Consider the following 15,770-nt stretch of genomic DNA (forward strand, 5'->3'; position numbering starts at 1 on the left):
TACCGGCCGTTGCACGGAACCGAAGCAACTGATCGATAGTTCGATTGGAGTCGTCCGGCACTGCCGGCAGCCGCCCGCCAACTCGCAAATCGCGACTCGCCGCTCGAGGACTCACTCCCGGTGCTCGAGATAGCCGAGCACGCCCCGCGTGTTCAGTTTGGCCTCCTCGCTCGCCTTCTCGTCGCCCCAGACGCCGGTCATCTCGGTCGCGTCGGCGAAGTGCTCGACGACCGCCTCGTCGTCTCCGAGCGCCGCCCGCTCGTCCGCGACCGCCTCGACCCACTCCTCGAGGACGGCCGCGTACTCCTCGAGGACCCGGTCGACGTCGTCGCCGACGTACCGCGGGCCGAAGTGCGGGTAGCAGAACACGTCCGGATCGATCGCTGCGAGCGTCTCGAGGTCCGCGAGACACTGCTCGAGGTCGAAGTTCGATGGCGGCGAGGTCTCCCGGATCGCCTCGATTTCGGGGACCCAGATGCCGGCGGCGTCGGCGACGAAGACCGCGTTGTTGACCGGGTCCTCGAAGACCACCTGATGGGGCGCGTGGCCGGGTGCCGCGTGGACGCGCAGTTCGTGGGTGCCGAGGTCGATGGCGTCGCCGTCCTCGATCGTGACGATTCGGTCCTCGGGAATCGGCTCGGGTTCGACGTAGTACTCCCACTGGTCGCCGACGGCGTTTTTCGTCCCCGCGACCAGCCGCGACGGATCGGCCAGATGATCGACCCCGATGGGATGGACGTAGACGTCGGCGTTCGGATAGTCTGCGGCGAGAAAGCCCGCGCCGCCGGCGTGATCGAGGTGGATGTGAGTCAGCGCGATGGCCTCGAGGTCGTCCTCCTCGATGCCGACCTCGGCCAGCGCCTCGCGGAGCAGGTCGTAGTTGGTGCCGATACCGGTGTCGACGACGGCGGGGCGTTCGTCGTCGAGGATGTAGACGGCGCCGTACCCGTTCGTGTCGTACATTCCCGTATCGAGGTAGTAGAGGTCCGAACAGTCGCCGGTAGTGACTTCGCGGACGTCTCCGACTTCCATATCGGTAGCCCGTCGTCGGACGGGATAAAAGCTCGCGTCGCGGCGACTCGAGGCGAGTATGGCGGGAATCGGCCGGTGCCCCGTCTCAGTGCTCGTCGGCCGAGTCCTTCCACTCGCCGATCCCGGAGGGATCGAGGTGGACGTGTGCGTCGCCGACGTCCTCGACGCCCCGCAGCCGATCGACCAGTTCCGACTCGATGTCGTGGGCCTCCCGGAACGGCATGTCGCCGTCGACCTCGGCGTGGACTTCGACCTCGAGGACGGTGCCGTCGTAGAAGACGGTCAGGTCGTGGACGCCCTCGACGGCCGCGTGACTCCGCAGGCGGTCGGTGATCTCGGCGCGTTTCTCGGGGCCGGGCGCGGCACCGATGAGGTAATCGACGTTCTCCCTGCCGATCTCGACGCCCTGATAGACGACCAGCAGGCTGACGAGGCCGCCGGCGACGGGGTCGAGTATCGGGTAGCTGACCAGCACGCCGAGGACGCCGACGATGGCGGCGACCGAGGTGTAGATGTCGTTCAGGCAGTCCTTGGCGAGCGCCGTGAGCGCGGTCGACTGCAGTCGCTCGTTGATCCCGATCGTGTAGCGATAGACCAGATACATGTCGACGATCGAGAAGCCGAGCGCCGCGAGGAGCAGGACACTGAACTCGATGTCGGGCTCGGCGATAAGTCCCCGGACAGACCGATAGAGCAGGTTCAGTCCGAGCAGCGCGATGAGGGAACCGACGAACAGCGCCGTGAGGGGTTCGATCCGGGCGTGGCCGTGGGGGTGGGTGTCGTCCGGTTCGTCGAACGCGCTCCGGCCCCAGACGAGGACGACGACGCTGGCGACGAGATCGGCCAGCGAGTGGGCCGCGTCCGCGAGCAGCGCGACGCTTCCGAACACCAGCCCCGCGCCGCCCTCGGCGACGATCTTCGCGACGTTGCCGAGGACGTTCGCCCACGACGCCCGCGCGAACGCGCCCCGCCCGCCGTCGCCGTCCGCGCCACCCTCTTCGGACATGCATCGGTTTAGAGCCAGTCTAACCTTGGATCTTTTCCTTCCCCGCCTCGAGCCGAGAGAGCCCGCCCGGACGGCTTTCGCAACGCTCATTTCGATCCTGTGAGAACACCGCCGTATCCGGGCGATGGGGCCCGCCTGATCCAACCGCCGGAGGAACGCCGGACCCGCTGGCATCGTGCCGGCACGGGCCGAGCGTCGGTCGGCTGACGGTCCCTGCGACCAGCCAGCCATGACAGACGCTCACCCGCTCGTTCGACTCGAGACGCTCGCACTGATCGCCGTCGGCGGCTTCGCCGGCTCGAACCTCCGTTTCTTCGCGATGGGGGCGCTCCCGGACGTGCCGTCGATCGTCCTCGTCAACGCCGTCGGAAGCGCCGCGCTCGCCGTTCTGGTCTACGAGGCCGAATACGCGGGGTACGTTGGACCACGGGCCCGACTCGTCTTCACGACCGGCTTCCTCTCCTCGCTGACGACCTACAGCACGTTCGCGCTGCAGACCGCGCTCGCGTCGGCCCCGCTCGCGCTACTCGGCATCGTCGCAGCCAACTACGGGCTCGGAGCCATCGGCGTGCTCGCGGGGCGGGCGCTCGCTCGCCGCATCGGCGATCCGCGACCCACCGGTGGTGAGACGGCGTGAGTGCGACGGCGTTCGATCCGATCGTCGGCGCGCTCGTCGCGATCGATCCCGAACCCGCCCACGTCGTCGGCACCGGCGGCGCGATCGGCGCAGTCCTCCGATACTGGGTCTCCCAGCGGCTTTCCGCTCGGGCCTCGAGCGATCGACTGCCGCTTCCGACGTTCGCGGTCAACGTCCTCGGCAGTTTCGTCTTCGGGCTCGCGGTCTTCGCGGGCGCGAGCGAGTCGACGCTGTCGCTCGTCGGCACCGGAATCTGCGGTTCGTTTACGACCTTCTCCTCGTTTTCCGTCGAGACGCTCCAGTTGTACGAGCGCGGCGACCGGGCCCTCGCGGTCGGCAACGCCGCGGCCAATCTCGCGGGTTCGCTCGTCGCGATCGGGGTCGCGTGGGCGCTCGTTGCCGTCGGTCCCGTCTGAGACGCACGAGTCCGTCCGTCTCTCGGTCGGGACCCGTTAGCGATCGGTCACGTGCGGTAGTGGTTCGCACGCATTCGAGCGATCGCATCGCGTCCGATCCGTGGTAGGTTTATGTTCGGGGCGCGTGAAGCGACGCTATGGAGGCTCGCCAAGAGGCGTGGCGCATCTACCGCGAGTCACTCCCGATTCTCGCAGTCAGTCTCGCCGGCGGGATCTTCGCGGGGTCGGTCCTCGGATCGGAGGGGATGACGGCGGGGTTCGAACGGTTTCCCGGACTGCTGTTGTTGCTTCCGGCTTTCCTCGCGACTCGAGGGAACGTCTACGGCGCGATGGGGGCGCGGATCTCGAGCGGACTCCATCAGGGGATGATCGACCCCGAGTTCTCGTGGGACCGGCGGCTGGTCAACGCCGTCGCCGCCTCCTTTATCAACGGCATCGGGATTTCGGTCGTCATCGCGGTCCTCTCGTGGGGCATTCTGCACGTTCTCGGTCGCGAATCGGCCAGACTCGTCGAACTCGTCGGCATCATGTTGGTCTCCGGCGTCCTCACGTCCGTCACCTTGATCTTCGGACTGCTGGGGCTGGTGTTCGCGAGCTACGAGTACGGGCTCGATCCCGACAACCTGATCGGCCCGATCGTCACCACCCTCGGCGACATCTTCGGCGTCGTCTTCCTCTTCGTCGCGATCACCGTCGTCGGGGGGATCTTCTGATGGCGGCGACGGAGCCCGACGACTCGCTCGACTCGTGGTCGATCCGCAACATCGTCGCCACGATGTTCCCCATCCTGCTCGTCCTCTCGGTGCTCGAGATGGGGTCGGGCTACGTCCTCGAGGAACTCGAGGAGACCTACCTCTCCAATCCGACGCTGCTGGTGCTCGTCCCCGTGATGATCGGGATGGGCGGAAACCTCGGCGCGATCCTCTCCTCGCGGCTCTCGACGCGACTCCATCTGGGCTTACTCGAGTTCGATCCGCGGGACGAGGTGCTGTGGACCAACGTGATCGCGATTATGGGCCTCGCGCTCACGATCTTCTCGGCGCTCGGACTCATCGCGTGGGTCGTCGGTCAAACCATCGCCGCACCGATGGCACTCGCCGATCTCATGCTCATCTCGGTCGTCAGCGGCATGCTACTCGCCGCGATCGCGACCGTTCTCAGCATCGCCGCGACCTACGTCTCCTATACGCAGGGGCTGGATCCGGACGACACGACGATCCCGGTGGTGACGAACGTCTGTGACATCCTCGGCGTGATCGTCCTCTCAGGAGTCGCCATCGTCGTGCTGAACTGAGTCGCCGAGAGCACATGCAGAGCGCGTTCTCTTTACGACGGCCTGCCGTCCGCGATGACTACCACGAGACCGCATTGACTATCGGTCAGAACGTCAGCTACGGAGATCCCCTGCGGCGATCGTGACGAACTACGTCCTCGACTCGCTCGAGTGTAATTTCATACTTAAAATCACACCGTACTGACCAATGATTTGTATCCTAGAGGATATCAGAGATACATCTGATTAGAAATGGGGTAGATTTTTTATTATTAGTATTCGAATAAATCTGTATGAGTGGGTTATCTCACTGGCGCACATGGGCCAACATCGGATTGATAGCATTTTTGTTTCTATTTATGTCCATGGTGATACAATACACAGTAGGAGGACTAAATGGCACACTCAAATCAGTAGGCATCTCTCCAGTAGTGTATACCCAAGCGCTAATCGGAATCGTGATTCTATCAACAGTTATGATGGTGGTTTGCCTAAACGAAAGCGAAGAAGAGACCGAGTACTGATGTTTTGAGTGACGAGATGTAGAGATGTTTCAGAATATCCATGGTTGACGATGTTTTAATTTCTAACAGATGTGTGAATAGTAACTATAGATGGTCGAAATCAGCCATCGAATGACTACAGAAACCGTGCTGATTATGCTGCGGCCAGATTCCGGAAATCCGCTGCAGCGGTGCGAGTCCCCTTCGAGATGAGCACGTCACCGCCGCGCAGTTCGGCGTCGGCGTCCGCGACCAGCAGCCAGCCCTCGCCGGGCCGGCGGATAGCGATCACCGACATCGTCGACTCGGCGTCGGGAACGCCGGCGGTCACCGCGGTGCCGTCGAGGTCGCTCCCCTCGCCGACCTCGACGCGGGTGATGATCTCGTCGCTCTCCTGGACGGCCACCTGCACGACCGGGTGAACGTCGATGTCCCGAAGGACCCCCTCGCTGATCTCGATCGCGGCGTCGCTGATCCGCTCTGTACAGTTGCCGAGCTGGATCAGCCCGCGCAGGACGACCGGATCGGCCGCGTCCGCGGCCGCCCGAAGCGTCCACGCCTCGAACCGCGACTGCATCGCGTCGACCTCGACCTCGAGGTTGCGGACCTCCTCGGCTAACTCCTCGCTGTCGAACAGCACGCTGCTGTAGGCCAGATCGACCGCCAGTTCGGAGAAGTCCTTCATATGGACGATCGTGTCCACGGCTCGCTCGAGGTCGTCGATATCGGGCGTCTCGACGCTCGGCGCCTCGTAGACCTCGCCGGTCAGCTCCTCGCAGACGTTGCCGATCGCCGACTCGGGGCCCCGGAGGAGCGCGACGTCGTCGGCTTCGACGCGGGTCGTCGGCCCCGGGTTGAGCAGCCAGTCGCTGCCCCGCCGGAGCGCGATCACGCGCACACCCGTCTCGGACTCGAGGTCGATGTCCTCGAGGGTGCGCCCGGCGTAGGACGAGTCCGGCGCGACGACGCCCCGGAGGAGTGCTTCGGCGGCGTCGGGCAGCGCCGCTCGCATCGCCTCGGGCAGGCCCATGTCCTCGAGGACGATCTTCGCGATGTCGCCCGCGGCGTCGCTGATGCCGTCCGCGGCCCCGACGATTCCCAGCACGGGCGCGAGCTGTTCCGCGTCGGCCGGCTTCCGGGCGGCCATCAAGAGGCTCATCCGCGCGCGGAGCTCGAGGACGTCCATCCGCTCTTCGAGTCGGAGCACCTCCGTCGCGAGCTCCTCGCTCTGGTGGAGCACGGCCGAGTACGAGAGGTCGATCAACAGCTCGGCGGTGTCTTTCATCTCCACCAGCACGTCCTTGACGCTGACGGGCTCGTACTCGATCGGAGCCGACGACGTCTCGCCCTCGAGCGGATCCATACCTCGAGAGAGGCGGGCCCGCGGAAAAAGGGTTTCCCGCTCGAGCGGGCCGCGGACGAGGATGGGACGACGCGGCCTTCCGACACGGTTTTGCCCGGGCGCAAAGAACGCACGCCTAATACCAATGCTCGACCGGACCTATCTGCGCGAGAACCCCGAGGAGGTACGCGACGCCCTCGACGCCCGCGGGGCCGACGTCGATCTCGACGAGGTACTCGAACTCGACGAACGCTGGCGGGAGCTGAAAGCCCGCGGTGACGACCTGCGCAACGACCGCAACCAGATCACAACGCGGATCGGCACGCTCGTCGCCGAAGGGAAAGACGAGGAGCGGGAGGAGGCCATCGAGCGGTCGCGGGAACTCAAAGCCGAAATCGAGGACGTCGAGGACGAGGCCGCCGAACTGCAGGAGGAACTGCAGGAACGGATGCTCGAGATCCCGCAGATACCCCACGAGAGCGTCCCGCTGGGGGTCGACGAACGCCACAACGAGGAGGACCGCCGCTGGGGCTTCGACGACCTGCGCGACCTGCCCGACGAGGTCACCCCCCACTACGACCTCGGCGAGGAACTGGACATCATCGACGAGGAACGCGCCGCCAAGACGACCGGTTCCGGCTTCTACTTCCTCAAAGGGGAAGGCGCACAGCTCGAGCACGCCCTGATCCAGTTCATGATGGACGTCCACCGCGACCAGGGCTACGTCGATCTCTTCCCGCCGGTGCCGGTCAAGAGCGCCTCGATGCGGGGGACCGGCCAGCTCCCGAAGTTCGCCGACGACGCCTACCGACTGGGCGGGAGCAACGAGGAGGAGTACGAGGAGGAAGACCTCTGGCTCTGTCCCACCGCGGAGGTGCCGGTCACCAACATGTACGCAAACGAGATTCTGCTGGACGACGACCTCCCGCTCAAACATCAGGCGTACACGCCGAACTTCCGGCGCGAGGCCGGCGAGCACGGCACCGAGACCCGCGGGATCGTCCGCGTCCACCAGTTCAACAAGGTCGAACTCGTCAACTTCGTCGAGCCCGAGGAGAGCTACGACCGCCTCGAGAACCTCCTCGGGGAAGCCGCGGATATCCTCGAGCGGCTCGGGCTCCCCTACCGCATCCTCGAACTCTGTACCGGCGACCTGACCTTCGCCAGCGCCAAGACCTACGACATCGAGGTCTGGGCTCCCGGCGACGACATGGACGACGGCCCCGAGGAGGGCGGCCGCTGGCTCGAGGTCTCGAGCGCGTCGAACTTCGAGGACTTCCAGGCCCGGCGCGCCGGCCTGCGCTACCGGCCCGAGCGCCACGAGTCGGCCGAATACCTGCATACCCTGAACGCCTCGGGACTGGCGATTCCCCGCGTCATGGTCGCCATCCTCGAGTACTACCAGAACGAGGACGGCACGGTGACCATCCCCGAGCCGCTGCAGCCGTACATGGGCGGAAAAGAGGTCATCGAAGGGCACGAAAAGGTCGGTGAGAGCGCGCTCGGTGCAGGCGAGCGGGAGTAGACTGGGGCGTCGTTTCGCGGATCGTCCGATTCTGTCAACGAGAACGATTATAGTGGTGAACTCGGATCTACGGGTATGTACATCGATCTCCGTCAGAAGGTCCTCGCCTCGGTCATCGGCGTGCTGTTCGTCGTCGGTGCGTTCGTACTGTTCTCGTGGTGGCTCGCGTTGCTGGTCTTCTTCGTCATACTCCCCTTCTTCATGAAGGTGCTGACGGCGTGACGACGTACCGAGGCGAACCACCGCTCAGTGACGATCGAAAGAAGACGGAAAGCGTCTCACAACGCGTTCGCGAGACGGCTGTTCTCCGAGCAGTGCCCGGCAGCGAGCGCACCCGAAGAAAAGCGGTGAGAACGGCGTTTAGATGTAGTCGATGCTCGGCGGCAGCTCGAGCTTCATGCCCTTGCGCTCGCGGATCTCCATGATCTTGTCGCGCTGGAGCGAGTCGGACATGACCTCGAAGCCGGCGTTCTCGGTGTTCCAGGAGGCACGGCCCTCGGTCGCGGAGCGGATGTCGCTCGCGAAGCCGATCATCTCGCCGACGGGCGCGATACCCTCGACGACCATCAGATCGCCTTCCTGATACATGTCGTCGACGCGGCCACGACGGCCCTGAATCTCGCCCGAGGCGGCGCCCATGTGGTCGTTGGGCACGTCGATACGGACGTCCTGCATCGGCTCGAGCATCTTGATCTTGCCGTCGATCAGCGACTTGTGGACGGCCTCGCGGGTCGCGGGGATGACCTGTGCCGGACCGCGGTGGATGGTGTCCTCGTGGAGTCGGGCGTCGTGCAGACGGATGAGCGACCCCTGTACCGGCTCGTTAGCCAGCGGACCGTTATCGAGGGCCTCCTCGAGCCCCTCGATGACGAGTTCCATCGTCTCGTTCAGGTGCTGGATACCCTTCGTGTCGTCGATGAGGATGTTGGTCCCGTGGATGTGCTCGACTTCCTGGGAGTCGTCCTTGTCCATGCCGGCGTCCTGCAGGGCCTCACGACGGTCCTGCTCGGGCATGTCCATCGAGGCCTCGCCCCGCTGGATCGTCTCCACGAGCTCGTCGTTCATCGGCTCGATGGAGATGTAGAAGCGGTTGTGGCGGTTCGGCGAGATACCCTCGACCTGGTCGCTCGCCTGCTGGGGCTGCTCGCGGTAGACGACGATCGGTTCGCCGGTGTTGACCGGGATTCCCTGATTCTTCTCGATACGCTGGGTGATGACCTCGAGGTGAAGCTCACCCTGCCCGGAGATCAGGTGCTCGCCGGTGTCCTCGTTGATGTTGATCTGGATCGTCGGGTCTTCCTTGGAGACTTGTCGAAGCGTCTCGATCAGCTTCGGCAGGTCGTCCATGTTCTTCGCCTCGACGGACTTCGTAATGACCGGCTCGGAGATGTGCTCGATCGACTCGAACGGCGTCATCTCGACGCTCGAGACGGTCGAGCCGGCGATCGCGTCCTTGAGTCCGGTGACGGCGGCGATGTTCCCGGCGGGAACTTCGTCCACTTCCTCGCGCTCGCCACCCATGTAGACGCCGACGGACTGGATGCGGTTCTTGCCCGCGGTCCCGGAGACGTACAGCTCCTGGCCCTTCTCGAGGGTCCCCGAGAAGACGCGGCCGGAGGCGACTTCGCCCGCGTGGGGGTCCATCGCGATGTCGGTGACCATCAGGACGACTTCGCCGTCCTCGTCGACCAGACGCATCTGTTCGGCGATATCGGACTCGTCGTCACCACGCCAGACCCGTGGGATACGACGGGGCTGGGCGTTGATCGGGTTCGGGAAGTGCTCACAGACCATGTCGAGCACGACGTCCGACAGCGGCGTCCGCTCGTGGAGCTCCTGGCGCTTGTCGGCGCGCTCGAGTTCCATGATCTCGGCGAAGTCCATGCCGGTGCGCTGCATCGAGGGCATGGAGACGCCCCACTTGTAGAGTGCGGAACCGAAGCCGACGGTTCCCTCTTCGACTGAAACGGTCCAGTCGTCGATGTCGTCCATGTCCTCGGTCATTCCGCGGATGAGCTCGTTTACGTCGCGGATGACCGAGAGGAGTCGCTCCTGCATCTCCTCGGGTCCTTCCTGGAGTTCGGAGATGAGGCGGTCGACCTTGTTGATGAACAGGGTCGGCTTGACGCCCTCGCGCAGTGCCTGTCGCAGCACCGTCTCGGTCTGGGGCATGGCCCCTTCGACGGCGTCGACGACGACGAGCGCACCGTCGACGGCGCGCATCGCTCGCGTGACGTCGCCACCGAAGTCGACGTGGCCCGGCGTGTCGATGAGGTTGATCAGGTGGTTCTGATCCTCGTACTCGTGGGTCATCGAAACGTTGGCCGCGTCGATGGTGATCCCGCGTTCCTGTTCGTCCTCTTCGGTGTCCATCGCGAGCTGCTCGCCGGCAGTCTCGTCGGAGATCATGCCGGCACCAGCCAGGAGGTTGTCCGTAAGGGTCGTTTTTCCGTGGTCAACGTGAGCGGCGATGGCGATGTTCCGGATGTTCTCCGGGTCGTCCATCAGCCGTTCACACTCTTGGACGATCTTCTTGCGTCGGCCCATATACCCCCCAATACCGCCAGCGGGGTCAAAAGGGTAGTGTTTCGTCGCCGCCGGATTTCGTCGTTCTTTCCGGTCCGAGCGTTTGAATATCCAGTTTGAGTGAGTGAACGGTTCTCATAATTCCGAGACCGGTCGGACCGCCACGATCCGCCGCGACCGCCGAGGTCGCGATCGATCACCGGCGTTCGGGTCGAAGACGGCGGTTGAAGCCCGACACCGGTAACAACATTCATCAATCTGTGACAGAAACGCAGGATGACATGGTGGACTCGAGCCGACGGGCGTTCCTTGCGGGGGGTATCGCAGCGGGAAGCGTGGGGATAGCCGGGTGTACGGGCGACATACCCGGGTTGAGTGAGGACGAGACCGACGACGGCGACGGTGACGAGGGGCCGGCGTTGCCGGCGTTTCACAGTTGGTTGTACGCGCCCGAGACGGTCGGGATGGGGTCGTACACCTACACGTACGTCGACGACCGGTTCGAGGACTCGAGTCGCGAACTGCCGTCTCGGAACGTCGACTGGGCGATCGAGACGGTCACCTACGTCAACAACGAGCAGTTCGACGGCATCGATCACGCCGTCTCGATCGATTACCGCGAGGACCGAACCGCGTTCGGGCTCGCCGTCGTAGACGGGTTCGACCCGGCGACGATGCGGTCGGAACTCGAGGACGCGATCACCGACGAAGACGGCGTGGAAACGGAAACGTACGCGTCCCACGACGTGTACTTCGACGAGGAGTACGCCGTCGCGATCGGCGACGGCACTCCCGCGACGTACCTCGTCGGGAGCGCCAGCGCGGATCGTGAGGCGACCGGTCGCGACATCGTCGAGGCGATGATCGACGCGCGAGCGGGGACCGCGACGCGGCTCCACGAGGGCGACGAGACTGCCGCGCGACTCCTGCGTCGGCAGGACGAGCGGGCGGTCGTTTTCGGCGCGCCGACGTTGCAGGGCCGCGCCGAATCGCTGTTCGAACCCTCGAGCGGCGACGGGACCGACACGCCGTCGGTCGAAGCCGCCGGCTTTAGCGTCGACGCGGGCGAATCGGGCAGCCGCTACCGGGCAACCGTGATCACCGACGAGCCCGTCGAGGACCCCGACGGATTGGCCGCTGACCTCCCCGTTCTCGAGCGGGTCGACGAGCCGTCGGCCACGCAAGACGGGGTCGTACTCACGTACGAGGTGGAACACACCGCGGAGGGGACCGACTCCGGCGACGAGCGGTCGGGCCCCAAGGCGAGGTTCGAGGTCGAAATCGACGGCGACACGGCGGAAATCACGCACACTTCCGGCGATTCGATCCCCGCCGACGAACTCGAGGTGCGGATCGAGACCGGTGGGCGGACTCGGACGATTCCCTTCGGCGTACTCTCGAGCGCCGACGAGGTGCAGGCGGGCCACACCGCGAGCGTCTCGGTCGGCGACGCCGACCCGGGGTCGGACCTCCGAATCGTGTGGACGCCCGGACCGACCGTGCTCCACGCCGAGACGCTTCCGGAGGAGACGAGTCGCGTCCCGGACGCGTCGTTCGAGATCGAATTCGATCGTACTCTCGATACCGCGACCGTCCAGCACACGGGCGGTGATTCGATACCCGCCGCGGAACTCGATATCGTCGTCAATAGACGAACGCTCAACTGGCCCGAGCTATCGAACGAGCAGACCGTCGAAGCGGGCGATTCCGTCACGGTCGATCTGACCGAGGACGACTACGGCGGACGGCTCTTCGTCGGCTGGCGAGTCGAAGGGGAAATCCTCGCGAGTTGGTCGGTGCCGCGGTCCCAGTGACGACGAACCCTGTCGACGACCGGACGGGAACCGGTCTCCGCTGACGACCGGGAGTCCCCGGCAGGTGGAGAACGGTTCGGTTCCGTGCAACCGCACAAAAGAGTCAAATCCCGTCGGACTCTTGGTACTGCTACACATGGATATTCGCGTACAGGGACCGGGACCGACTTCTCCATTCCTCAGCGCCCGCGACCTCTTCGAAACCGAACAGGACCTCTCGCTGCCGGTCCACGTCCGCCTGCGGGACGACCCCGACGAGCGGACGTGGGCCGCCCACTACGACGACCGCCACGTGCTGAACATCTCGAGGCAGGCCGCCTCGTCGGCGATGGCCCGTGAACTTGCCCTCCACGAGTTCGCCCACATGGCCCGCCACGAACAACAACATCCCTCCCACACCCAGTCCACCGAAGAGGTTCTCTACCTCGCGCTGGCCGGGAAGAGCGTCGAGCGGCGCAAGCTCTCACACTGCTACCAGATCGCGAACCACATGAAAGACATCTACGCCGACGACATCACGCTCTCGGTCGGCCCCGGCGAGAAGCTGCTCTCCTTCCTCGAGTCGAGTCTCGCAGCGGCCGTCGCCGACCGGCCGGAGACGCCGCCCAGACCGGGATTCGAGCGACTCTCCGCGAGCGCAGATCCCGAGATCACGGCGGTGAACGCGGCCTTCGCGCTCGCACTCGCCGAGCGACACGATCTGGTCGACGAGGACCACCGGCTGTACGATCTCGCGCACGCGGCCGCGATGGACGCCCCGGAAATCGACTTCGACGGGTTCAAACGCCGGTTTCGGGAGCTCGCACGGGAACCCGACACGAGCACGTATCGGCAGGTGCTCGTCGACGCGACGCGCTCCTACGTCGGCGGCGGGAGTCGCGCCGCGGACTGACTCGGCGGCGGGAACCGCCGATGGCCTGACCCTGCGCGACCGACGAGCCGACGGCGACCGACGAATCGGACGCCGATCGCACATCCGACTGCCCGTCTCAGTAGTACATCGCGGTGACGCCGCCTTTGAGGAGGTACCTGATCGCAGTTCTGAAGCCGAGCGTCCCGGAGTGTTCCCAGTGCCCGCTGACCTCGAGCGTCGTTCCCGACACGCTCGTGGACTGGGAGTGTGAGACCCTCGTCTCCGGGATGACGGGGAAGTCGGTGTTGTAGTAGTCGGCGGCGGCGGACGTGCGGTCGTAGTCCCGGTCGTCGGTGTGCCACGTGGTGTTGAACGCGTCCGGGATCGAACAGTCATAGAGCGACGGAATCTCCGCACAGGGGAACCGATCGCCGAACTCCTCGCCGTCGCACGTGGAGCCGTCCACCGTTTCGAAGCGGCCGGTCGAGTCCGCGATGGAATAGTCCGTCGCGTCGCTTCGGTCGATATCGACCACCAGATTGGTCCGACAGAGCGGCCCACACTCGCTCGAGCTCGTCTCGACTGCCGTCACCGCGTCGCCGAGGTGTTCGAAGGCCGGCTCGTCGAGCCCCTGCGTACTGACCTGCCCCGTCTGATCGCGGTCGGTACCGTCGAACCGCTCGGCCGGGTCCACGGTGTCTACGTCCCGCTCGAGCGCGACCGCATCCGAACCGAGATCGGCGATGATCGCGTCGCTCCACGTCGTCTCGTCGCTGTCGGGTCGAATCGAGTCCGGCTCGAGCGAGAGGGAGTGACTGACTTTCGTGAGATCGGCGTCGCTGCGCGTCTCGGACGCGTCGATCTCGTGACTGGCTTCGATCTCCCCGCGAACGACGTTCTGTCGACCGCGCCGAAGGAACGTGACGGATGCGCGTTCGACCGCCGGGTGCCCGTCCGTCTCGACGGCGAGTTCGGTGAGCACGGTCTCGTCCGCCGATCGGTCGTGCCGGTCGTGGTCGCGGGCGGCAACGCCGGCCGTCCCGACGAGTGCGAGCGACGACGTCGCGCTCGCGCGTTGCAACAGCGATCGGCGGTCCAACTCGAGCCGCGTAGAGTCGTCGGACATGACGTGTCAGCCACTGTCATTGTCGTCCCGGATATAAGTATCGTCAAAATTGAGTGTTTATCTATCCGACTGCACAGCTGATTCATCCCCGCTCAGTAAGTGACGGTTCCGGAAGGGATCGATACTCCTTGAGTCGGCGCTCGAAGCATCGGTTCTCGACCGCGAGTCGGACCGACGGCTGGAAATGTCGATAGCGAGCCGCAACCTCGAGAGAAAACAACCGAAAGACGCTCCGCTTAGCGGGCGGCCGCCGCGACGCGTTCTTTCTCTTCTTTCTGACTGACCGCGTAGGTCTGGACGTCGTAGTTGGCCGCGCCGATGAGTTGGCGGGCGATGGCCTCTTCGACGTCGGTCGTCGTCTTGAACGAGTCGTTGTAGACGCCCTCCGCGAGGAACTTCAGCGCCTGGTCGACGCGGCGCTGGGGCGCGACGTCGACGGCCTTCGGGACCGAGATGCCACCGTATTTCAGGCGGACGGTCTCCTCCCGCGGGGCCGCGTTCTCGACTGCCGTGACGAGCACCTGAATGGGGTTGTCCTCGGTGCGCTCGTTGATGATGTCGAAGGCGTCGCGGACGTAGTTGAGCGACTGCTGTTTCTTGCCCGTGTTCTCCTCGGTCTGCATCAAGCGGTTGATGAAGCGCTCGACGATAGAGATCTCGGACTTCTTGAACTGTTTGCTGGCGTGGCGACCCGCGGTGTGAGCGACGGGCGAGACCGTGATGTAGCGCTCGGTCGAGGGGTCGGCGTACTCGATCTCGACGAGGTCCCACGTGCCGAAGAGCTTCGCCGAAACGTCTGCACCACCGGCCGGCGCGTCCGGATCTGGTTGATCTTCTGCAGCCATGATTATCGCACCGGTTTCTCCGCGTTCCCGCGAACGAGTTCCTTCAGCGCGACGCCGTTGACCTTGTCGACCTTGTAGTTGACACCGGAGAGGTCACCCATCGCACGACCCTTCGCCCCACCGATGCCGGCGATGGTGACTTCGTCGTGTTCGTCGATGAACGAGATCGCACCGTCACCGGGACAGAACGCGGTGACCTGCTTCCCGTTTTTGATCAGCTGCACTCGGACGCACTTTCGGATCGCCGAGTTGGGCTGTTTGGCTTCGATGCCGACCTTTTCGAGTACGATACCGCGAGCCTGAGGTGCGCCCTCGAGCGGGTCGGACTTCTCGCGAAGTCCACGGGCGCGGCGCGCGTAGTCCGAGTCGGACCACCGCTGATTCTGGCGGTCCTTCTTGAGCTTGCGCGCGGCGTATTTGCCGTTTGCCATAGGGGCCGCTATCCGTCGAAGGCACTTAAGCGACCTGTTTCGATCCGGCGTTACGGCTCGAGAACGGTCGATCAGGGTCAACGAAGGGATATGAGACGGTTTCACCACCGCACGACAGCTCTCGGACTGTCCGCTGCAGTCTCCTGTCCGGAACCCAGCCGAAAGTGCGGAATTATAGGGAGAGCGGGTGATTCGGCGATCATTTCGTTCGATCGCTGACTTGCCGTTCTCGAGTCTCATGGATGCAGACTGCTCCGGACAAGCAATCGACCGCGATTCCGATTGGTACGTCGAATCGGAAACTGTCGTCTTCGATCTGATCCATCGACCGAGACACAGGGGTCCCACGGACAGCAAATCGTCTCCCGAACACTGACAGCTTGATATCATACCGAACAGTAACAAGAGGATATTAGTTATACGGCTGAGATTCTGCACTCG

At 64.6% G+C, this 15,770-nt stretch carries 15 protein-coding genes; 8 read left to right on the plus strand and 7 right to left on the minus strand.

Annotation, left to right across the window (positions count from 1 at the left end):
- Positions 1-111: 111 nt before the first annotated feature.
- Both ACT4ML_RS09860 and ACT4ML_RS09865 read right to left on the minus strand, forming a co-directional pair.
- Positions 112-1,032, minus strand: coding sequence for an MBL fold metallo-hydrolase (locus tag ACT4ML_RS09860; protein WP_444720710.1), 921 nt, complete (start codon positions 1,030-1,032; stop codon positions 112-114).
- Positions 1,033-1,117: 85 nt separating this feature from the next.
- A complete protein-coding gene (locus ACT4ML_RS09865; RefSeq protein WP_444720711.1) occupies positions 1,118-2,038 on the minus strand; it encodes a cation diffusion facilitator family transporter in 921 nt (306 codons plus the stop codon).
- A 229-nt stretch (positions 2,039-2,267) separates the two neighbouring features.
- Between ACT4ML_RS09865 and ACT4ML_RS09870 the strand changes: the two genes are divergently transcribed.
- From ACT4ML_RS09870 to ACT4ML_RS09885, 4 genes are all read left to right on the plus strand, one after another.
- Complete coding sequence (locus ACT4ML_RS09870; RefSeq protein ID WP_444720712.1) at positions 2,268-2,675, plus strand: CrcB family protein; 408 nt, start codon at positions 2,268-2,270, stop codon at positions 2,673-2,675.
- Positions 2,672-3,091, plus strand: coding sequence for a fluoride efflux transporter CrcB (crcB, locus tag ACT4ML_RS09875; RefSeq protein WP_444720713.1), 420 nt, complete (start codon positions 2,672-2,674; stop codon positions 3,089-3,091). The genes ACT4ML_RS09870 and crcB overlap by 4 nt, the downstream gene beginning before the upstream one ends.
- Before the next feature lie 137 nt (positions 3,092-3,228).
- Complete coding sequence (locus ACT4ML_RS09880) at positions 3,229-3,804, plus strand: magnesium transporter (RefSeq protein ID WP_444720714.1); 576 nt, start codon at positions 3,229-3,231, stop codon at positions 3,802-3,804.
- The gene (locus ACT4ML_RS09885) at positions 3,804-4,385 is read left to right on the plus strand and encodes a magnesium transporter (RefSeq protein ID WP_444720715.1); all 582 of its coding nucleotides are present in this window, start codon (positions 3,804-3,806) and stop codon (positions 4,383-4,385) included. The genes ACT4ML_RS09880 and ACT4ML_RS09885 overlap by 1 nt, the downstream gene beginning before the upstream one ends.
- A gap of 636 nt (positions 4,386-5,021) precedes the next feature.
- On the opposite strand, the gene ACT4ML_RS09890 is transcribed toward ACT4ML_RS09885, so the two are convergent.
- Positions 5,022-6,230: a potassium channel family protein gene (locus tag ACT4ML_RS09890; protein ID WP_444720716.1), complete on the minus strand. Its 1,209-nt coding sequence runs from the start codon at positions 6,228-6,230 to the stop codon at positions 5,022-5,024.
- 124 nt (positions 6,231-6,354) lie between these two features.
- On the opposite strand from ACT4ML_RS09890, the gene serS reads away from it, so the two are divergent.
- Together serS and ACT4ML_RS09900 are read left to right on the plus strand one after the other, a co-directional pair.
- Positions 6,355-7,734, plus strand: a complete 1,380-nt coding sequence (gene serS, locus ACT4ML_RS09895) for a serine--tRNA ligase (RefSeq protein WP_444720717.1) — start codon at positions 6,355-6,357, stop codon at positions 7,732-7,734.
- A 75-nt stretch (positions 7,735-7,809) separates the two neighbouring features.
- A complete protein-coding gene (locus ACT4ML_RS09900) occupies positions 7,810-7,956 on the plus strand; it encodes a hypothetical protein (protein WP_175416462.1) in 147 nt (48 codons plus the stop codon).
- A 138-nt stretch (positions 7,957-8,094) separates the two neighbouring features.
- Here the strand turns inward: ACT4ML_RS09900 and ACT4ML_RS09905 are convergent, their stop codons facing one another.
- Complete coding sequence (locus ACT4ML_RS09905) at positions 8,095-10,281, minus strand: elongation factor EF-2 (protein WP_444720718.1); 2,187 nt, start codon at positions 10,279-10,281, stop codon at positions 8,095-8,097.
- Between the two features lie 260 nt (positions 10,282-10,541).
- Between ACT4ML_RS09905 and ACT4ML_RS09910 the strand changes: the two genes are divergently transcribed.
- Positions 10,542-12,074, plus strand: a complete 1,533-nt coding sequence (locus tag ACT4ML_RS09910) for a hypothetical protein (protein WP_444720719.1) — start codon at positions 10,542-10,544, stop codon at positions 12,072-12,074.
- A 136-nt stretch (positions 12,075-12,210) separates the two neighbouring features.
- Positions 12,211-12,966 (plus strand): DUF5781 family protein, encoded by a 756-nt coding sequence (locus ACT4ML_RS09915; protein ID WP_444720720.1) that lies wholly within the window; start codon positions 12,211-12,213, stop codon positions 12,964-12,966.
- Between the two features lie 97 nt (positions 12,967-13,063).
- On the opposite strand, the gene ACT4ML_RS09920 is transcribed toward ACT4ML_RS09915, so the two are convergent.
- The 3 genes from ACT4ML_RS09920 to ACT4ML_RS09930 all read right to left on the minus strand — a co-directional run bounded on the left by ACT4ML_RS09920 (position 13,064) and on the right by ACT4ML_RS09930 (position 15,329).
- Positions 13,064-14,053: a hypothetical protein gene (locus ACT4ML_RS09920; RefSeq protein ID WP_444720721.1), complete on the minus strand. Its 990-nt coding sequence runs from the start codon at positions 14,051-14,053 to the stop codon at positions 13,064-13,066.
- Positions 14,054-14,289: 236 nt separating this feature from the next.
- Entirely contained in the window at positions 14,290-14,898 is a 609-nt protein-coding gene (locus tag ACT4ML_RS09925) for a 30S ribosomal protein S7 (RefSeq protein ID WP_006432288.1), read from the minus strand.
- A gap of 2 nt (positions 14,899-14,900) precedes the next feature.
- Entirely contained in the window at positions 14,901-15,329 is a 429-nt protein-coding gene (locus ACT4ML_RS09930) for a 30S ribosomal protein S12 (protein ID WP_004267302.1), read from the minus strand.
- Positions 15,330-15,770 lie beyond the last annotated feature (441 nt).

Source organism: Natrinema sp. LN54 (assembly GCF_052439245.1).
Lineage (GTDB): Archaea > Halobacteriota > Halobacteria > Halobacteriales > Natrialbaceae > Natrinema > Natrinema versiforme_A.

Excerpts from the sequence above, each read along its gene's own strand:
- ACT4ML_RS09860 (WP_444720710.1), bottom strand. The coding sequence starts at position 1,032 with ATGGAAGTCGGAGACGTCCGCGAAGTCACTACCGGCGACTGTTCGGAC.
- ACT4ML_RS09865 (WP_444720711.1), bottom strand. The coding sequence starts at position 2,038 with ATGTCCGAAGAGGGTGGCGCGGACGGCGACGGCGGGCGGGGCGCGTTC.
- ACT4ML_RS09870 (WP_444720712.1), top strand. The coding sequence starts at position 2,268 with ATGACAGACGCTCACCCGCTCGTTCGACTCGAGACGCTCGCACTGATC.
- ACT4ML_RS09880 (WP_444720714.1), top strand. The coding sequence starts at position 3,229 with ATGGAGGCTCGCCAAGAGGCGTGGCGCATCTACCGCGAGTCACTCCCG.
- ACT4ML_RS09885 (WP_444720715.1), top strand. The coding sequence starts at position 3,804 with ATGGCGGCGACGGAGCCCGACGACTCGCTCGACTCGTGGTCGATCCGC.
- ACT4ML_RS09890 (WP_444720716.1), bottom strand. The coding sequence starts at position 6,230 with ATGGATCCGCTCGAGGGCGAGACGTCGTCGGCTCCGATCGAGTACGAG.
- serS (WP_444720717.1), top strand. The coding sequence starts at position 6,355 with ATGCTCGACCGGACCTATCTGCGCGAGAACCCCGAGGAGGTACGCGAC.
- ACT4ML_RS09900 (WP_175416462.1), top strand. The coding sequence starts at position 7,810 with ATGTACATCGATCTCCGTCAGAAGGTCCTCGCCTCGGTCATCGGCGTG.
- ACT4ML_RS09905 (WP_444720718.1), bottom strand. The coding sequence starts at position 10,281 with ATGGGCCGACGCAAGAAGATCGTCCAAGAGTGTGAACGGCTGATGGAC.
- ACT4ML_RS09910 (WP_444720719.1), top strand. The coding sequence starts at position 10,542 with ATGGTGGACTCGAGCCGACGGGCGTTCCTTGCGGGGGGTATCGCAGCG.
- ACT4ML_RS09915 (WP_444720720.1), top strand. The coding sequence starts at position 12,211 with ATGGATATTCGCGTACAGGGACCGGGACCGACTTCTCCATTCCTCAGC.
- ACT4ML_RS09920 (WP_444720721.1), bottom strand. The coding sequence starts at position 14,053 with ATGTCCGACGACTCTACGCGGCTCGAGTTGGACCGCCGATCGCTGTTG.
- ACT4ML_RS09925 (WP_006432288.1), bottom strand. The coding sequence starts at position 14,898 with ATGGCTGCAGAAGATCAACCAGATCCGGACGCGCCGGCCGGTGGTGCA.
- ACT4ML_RS09930 (WP_004267302.1), bottom strand. The coding sequence starts at position 15,329 with ATGGCAAACGGCAAATACGCCGCGCGCAAGCTCAAGAAGGACCGCCAG.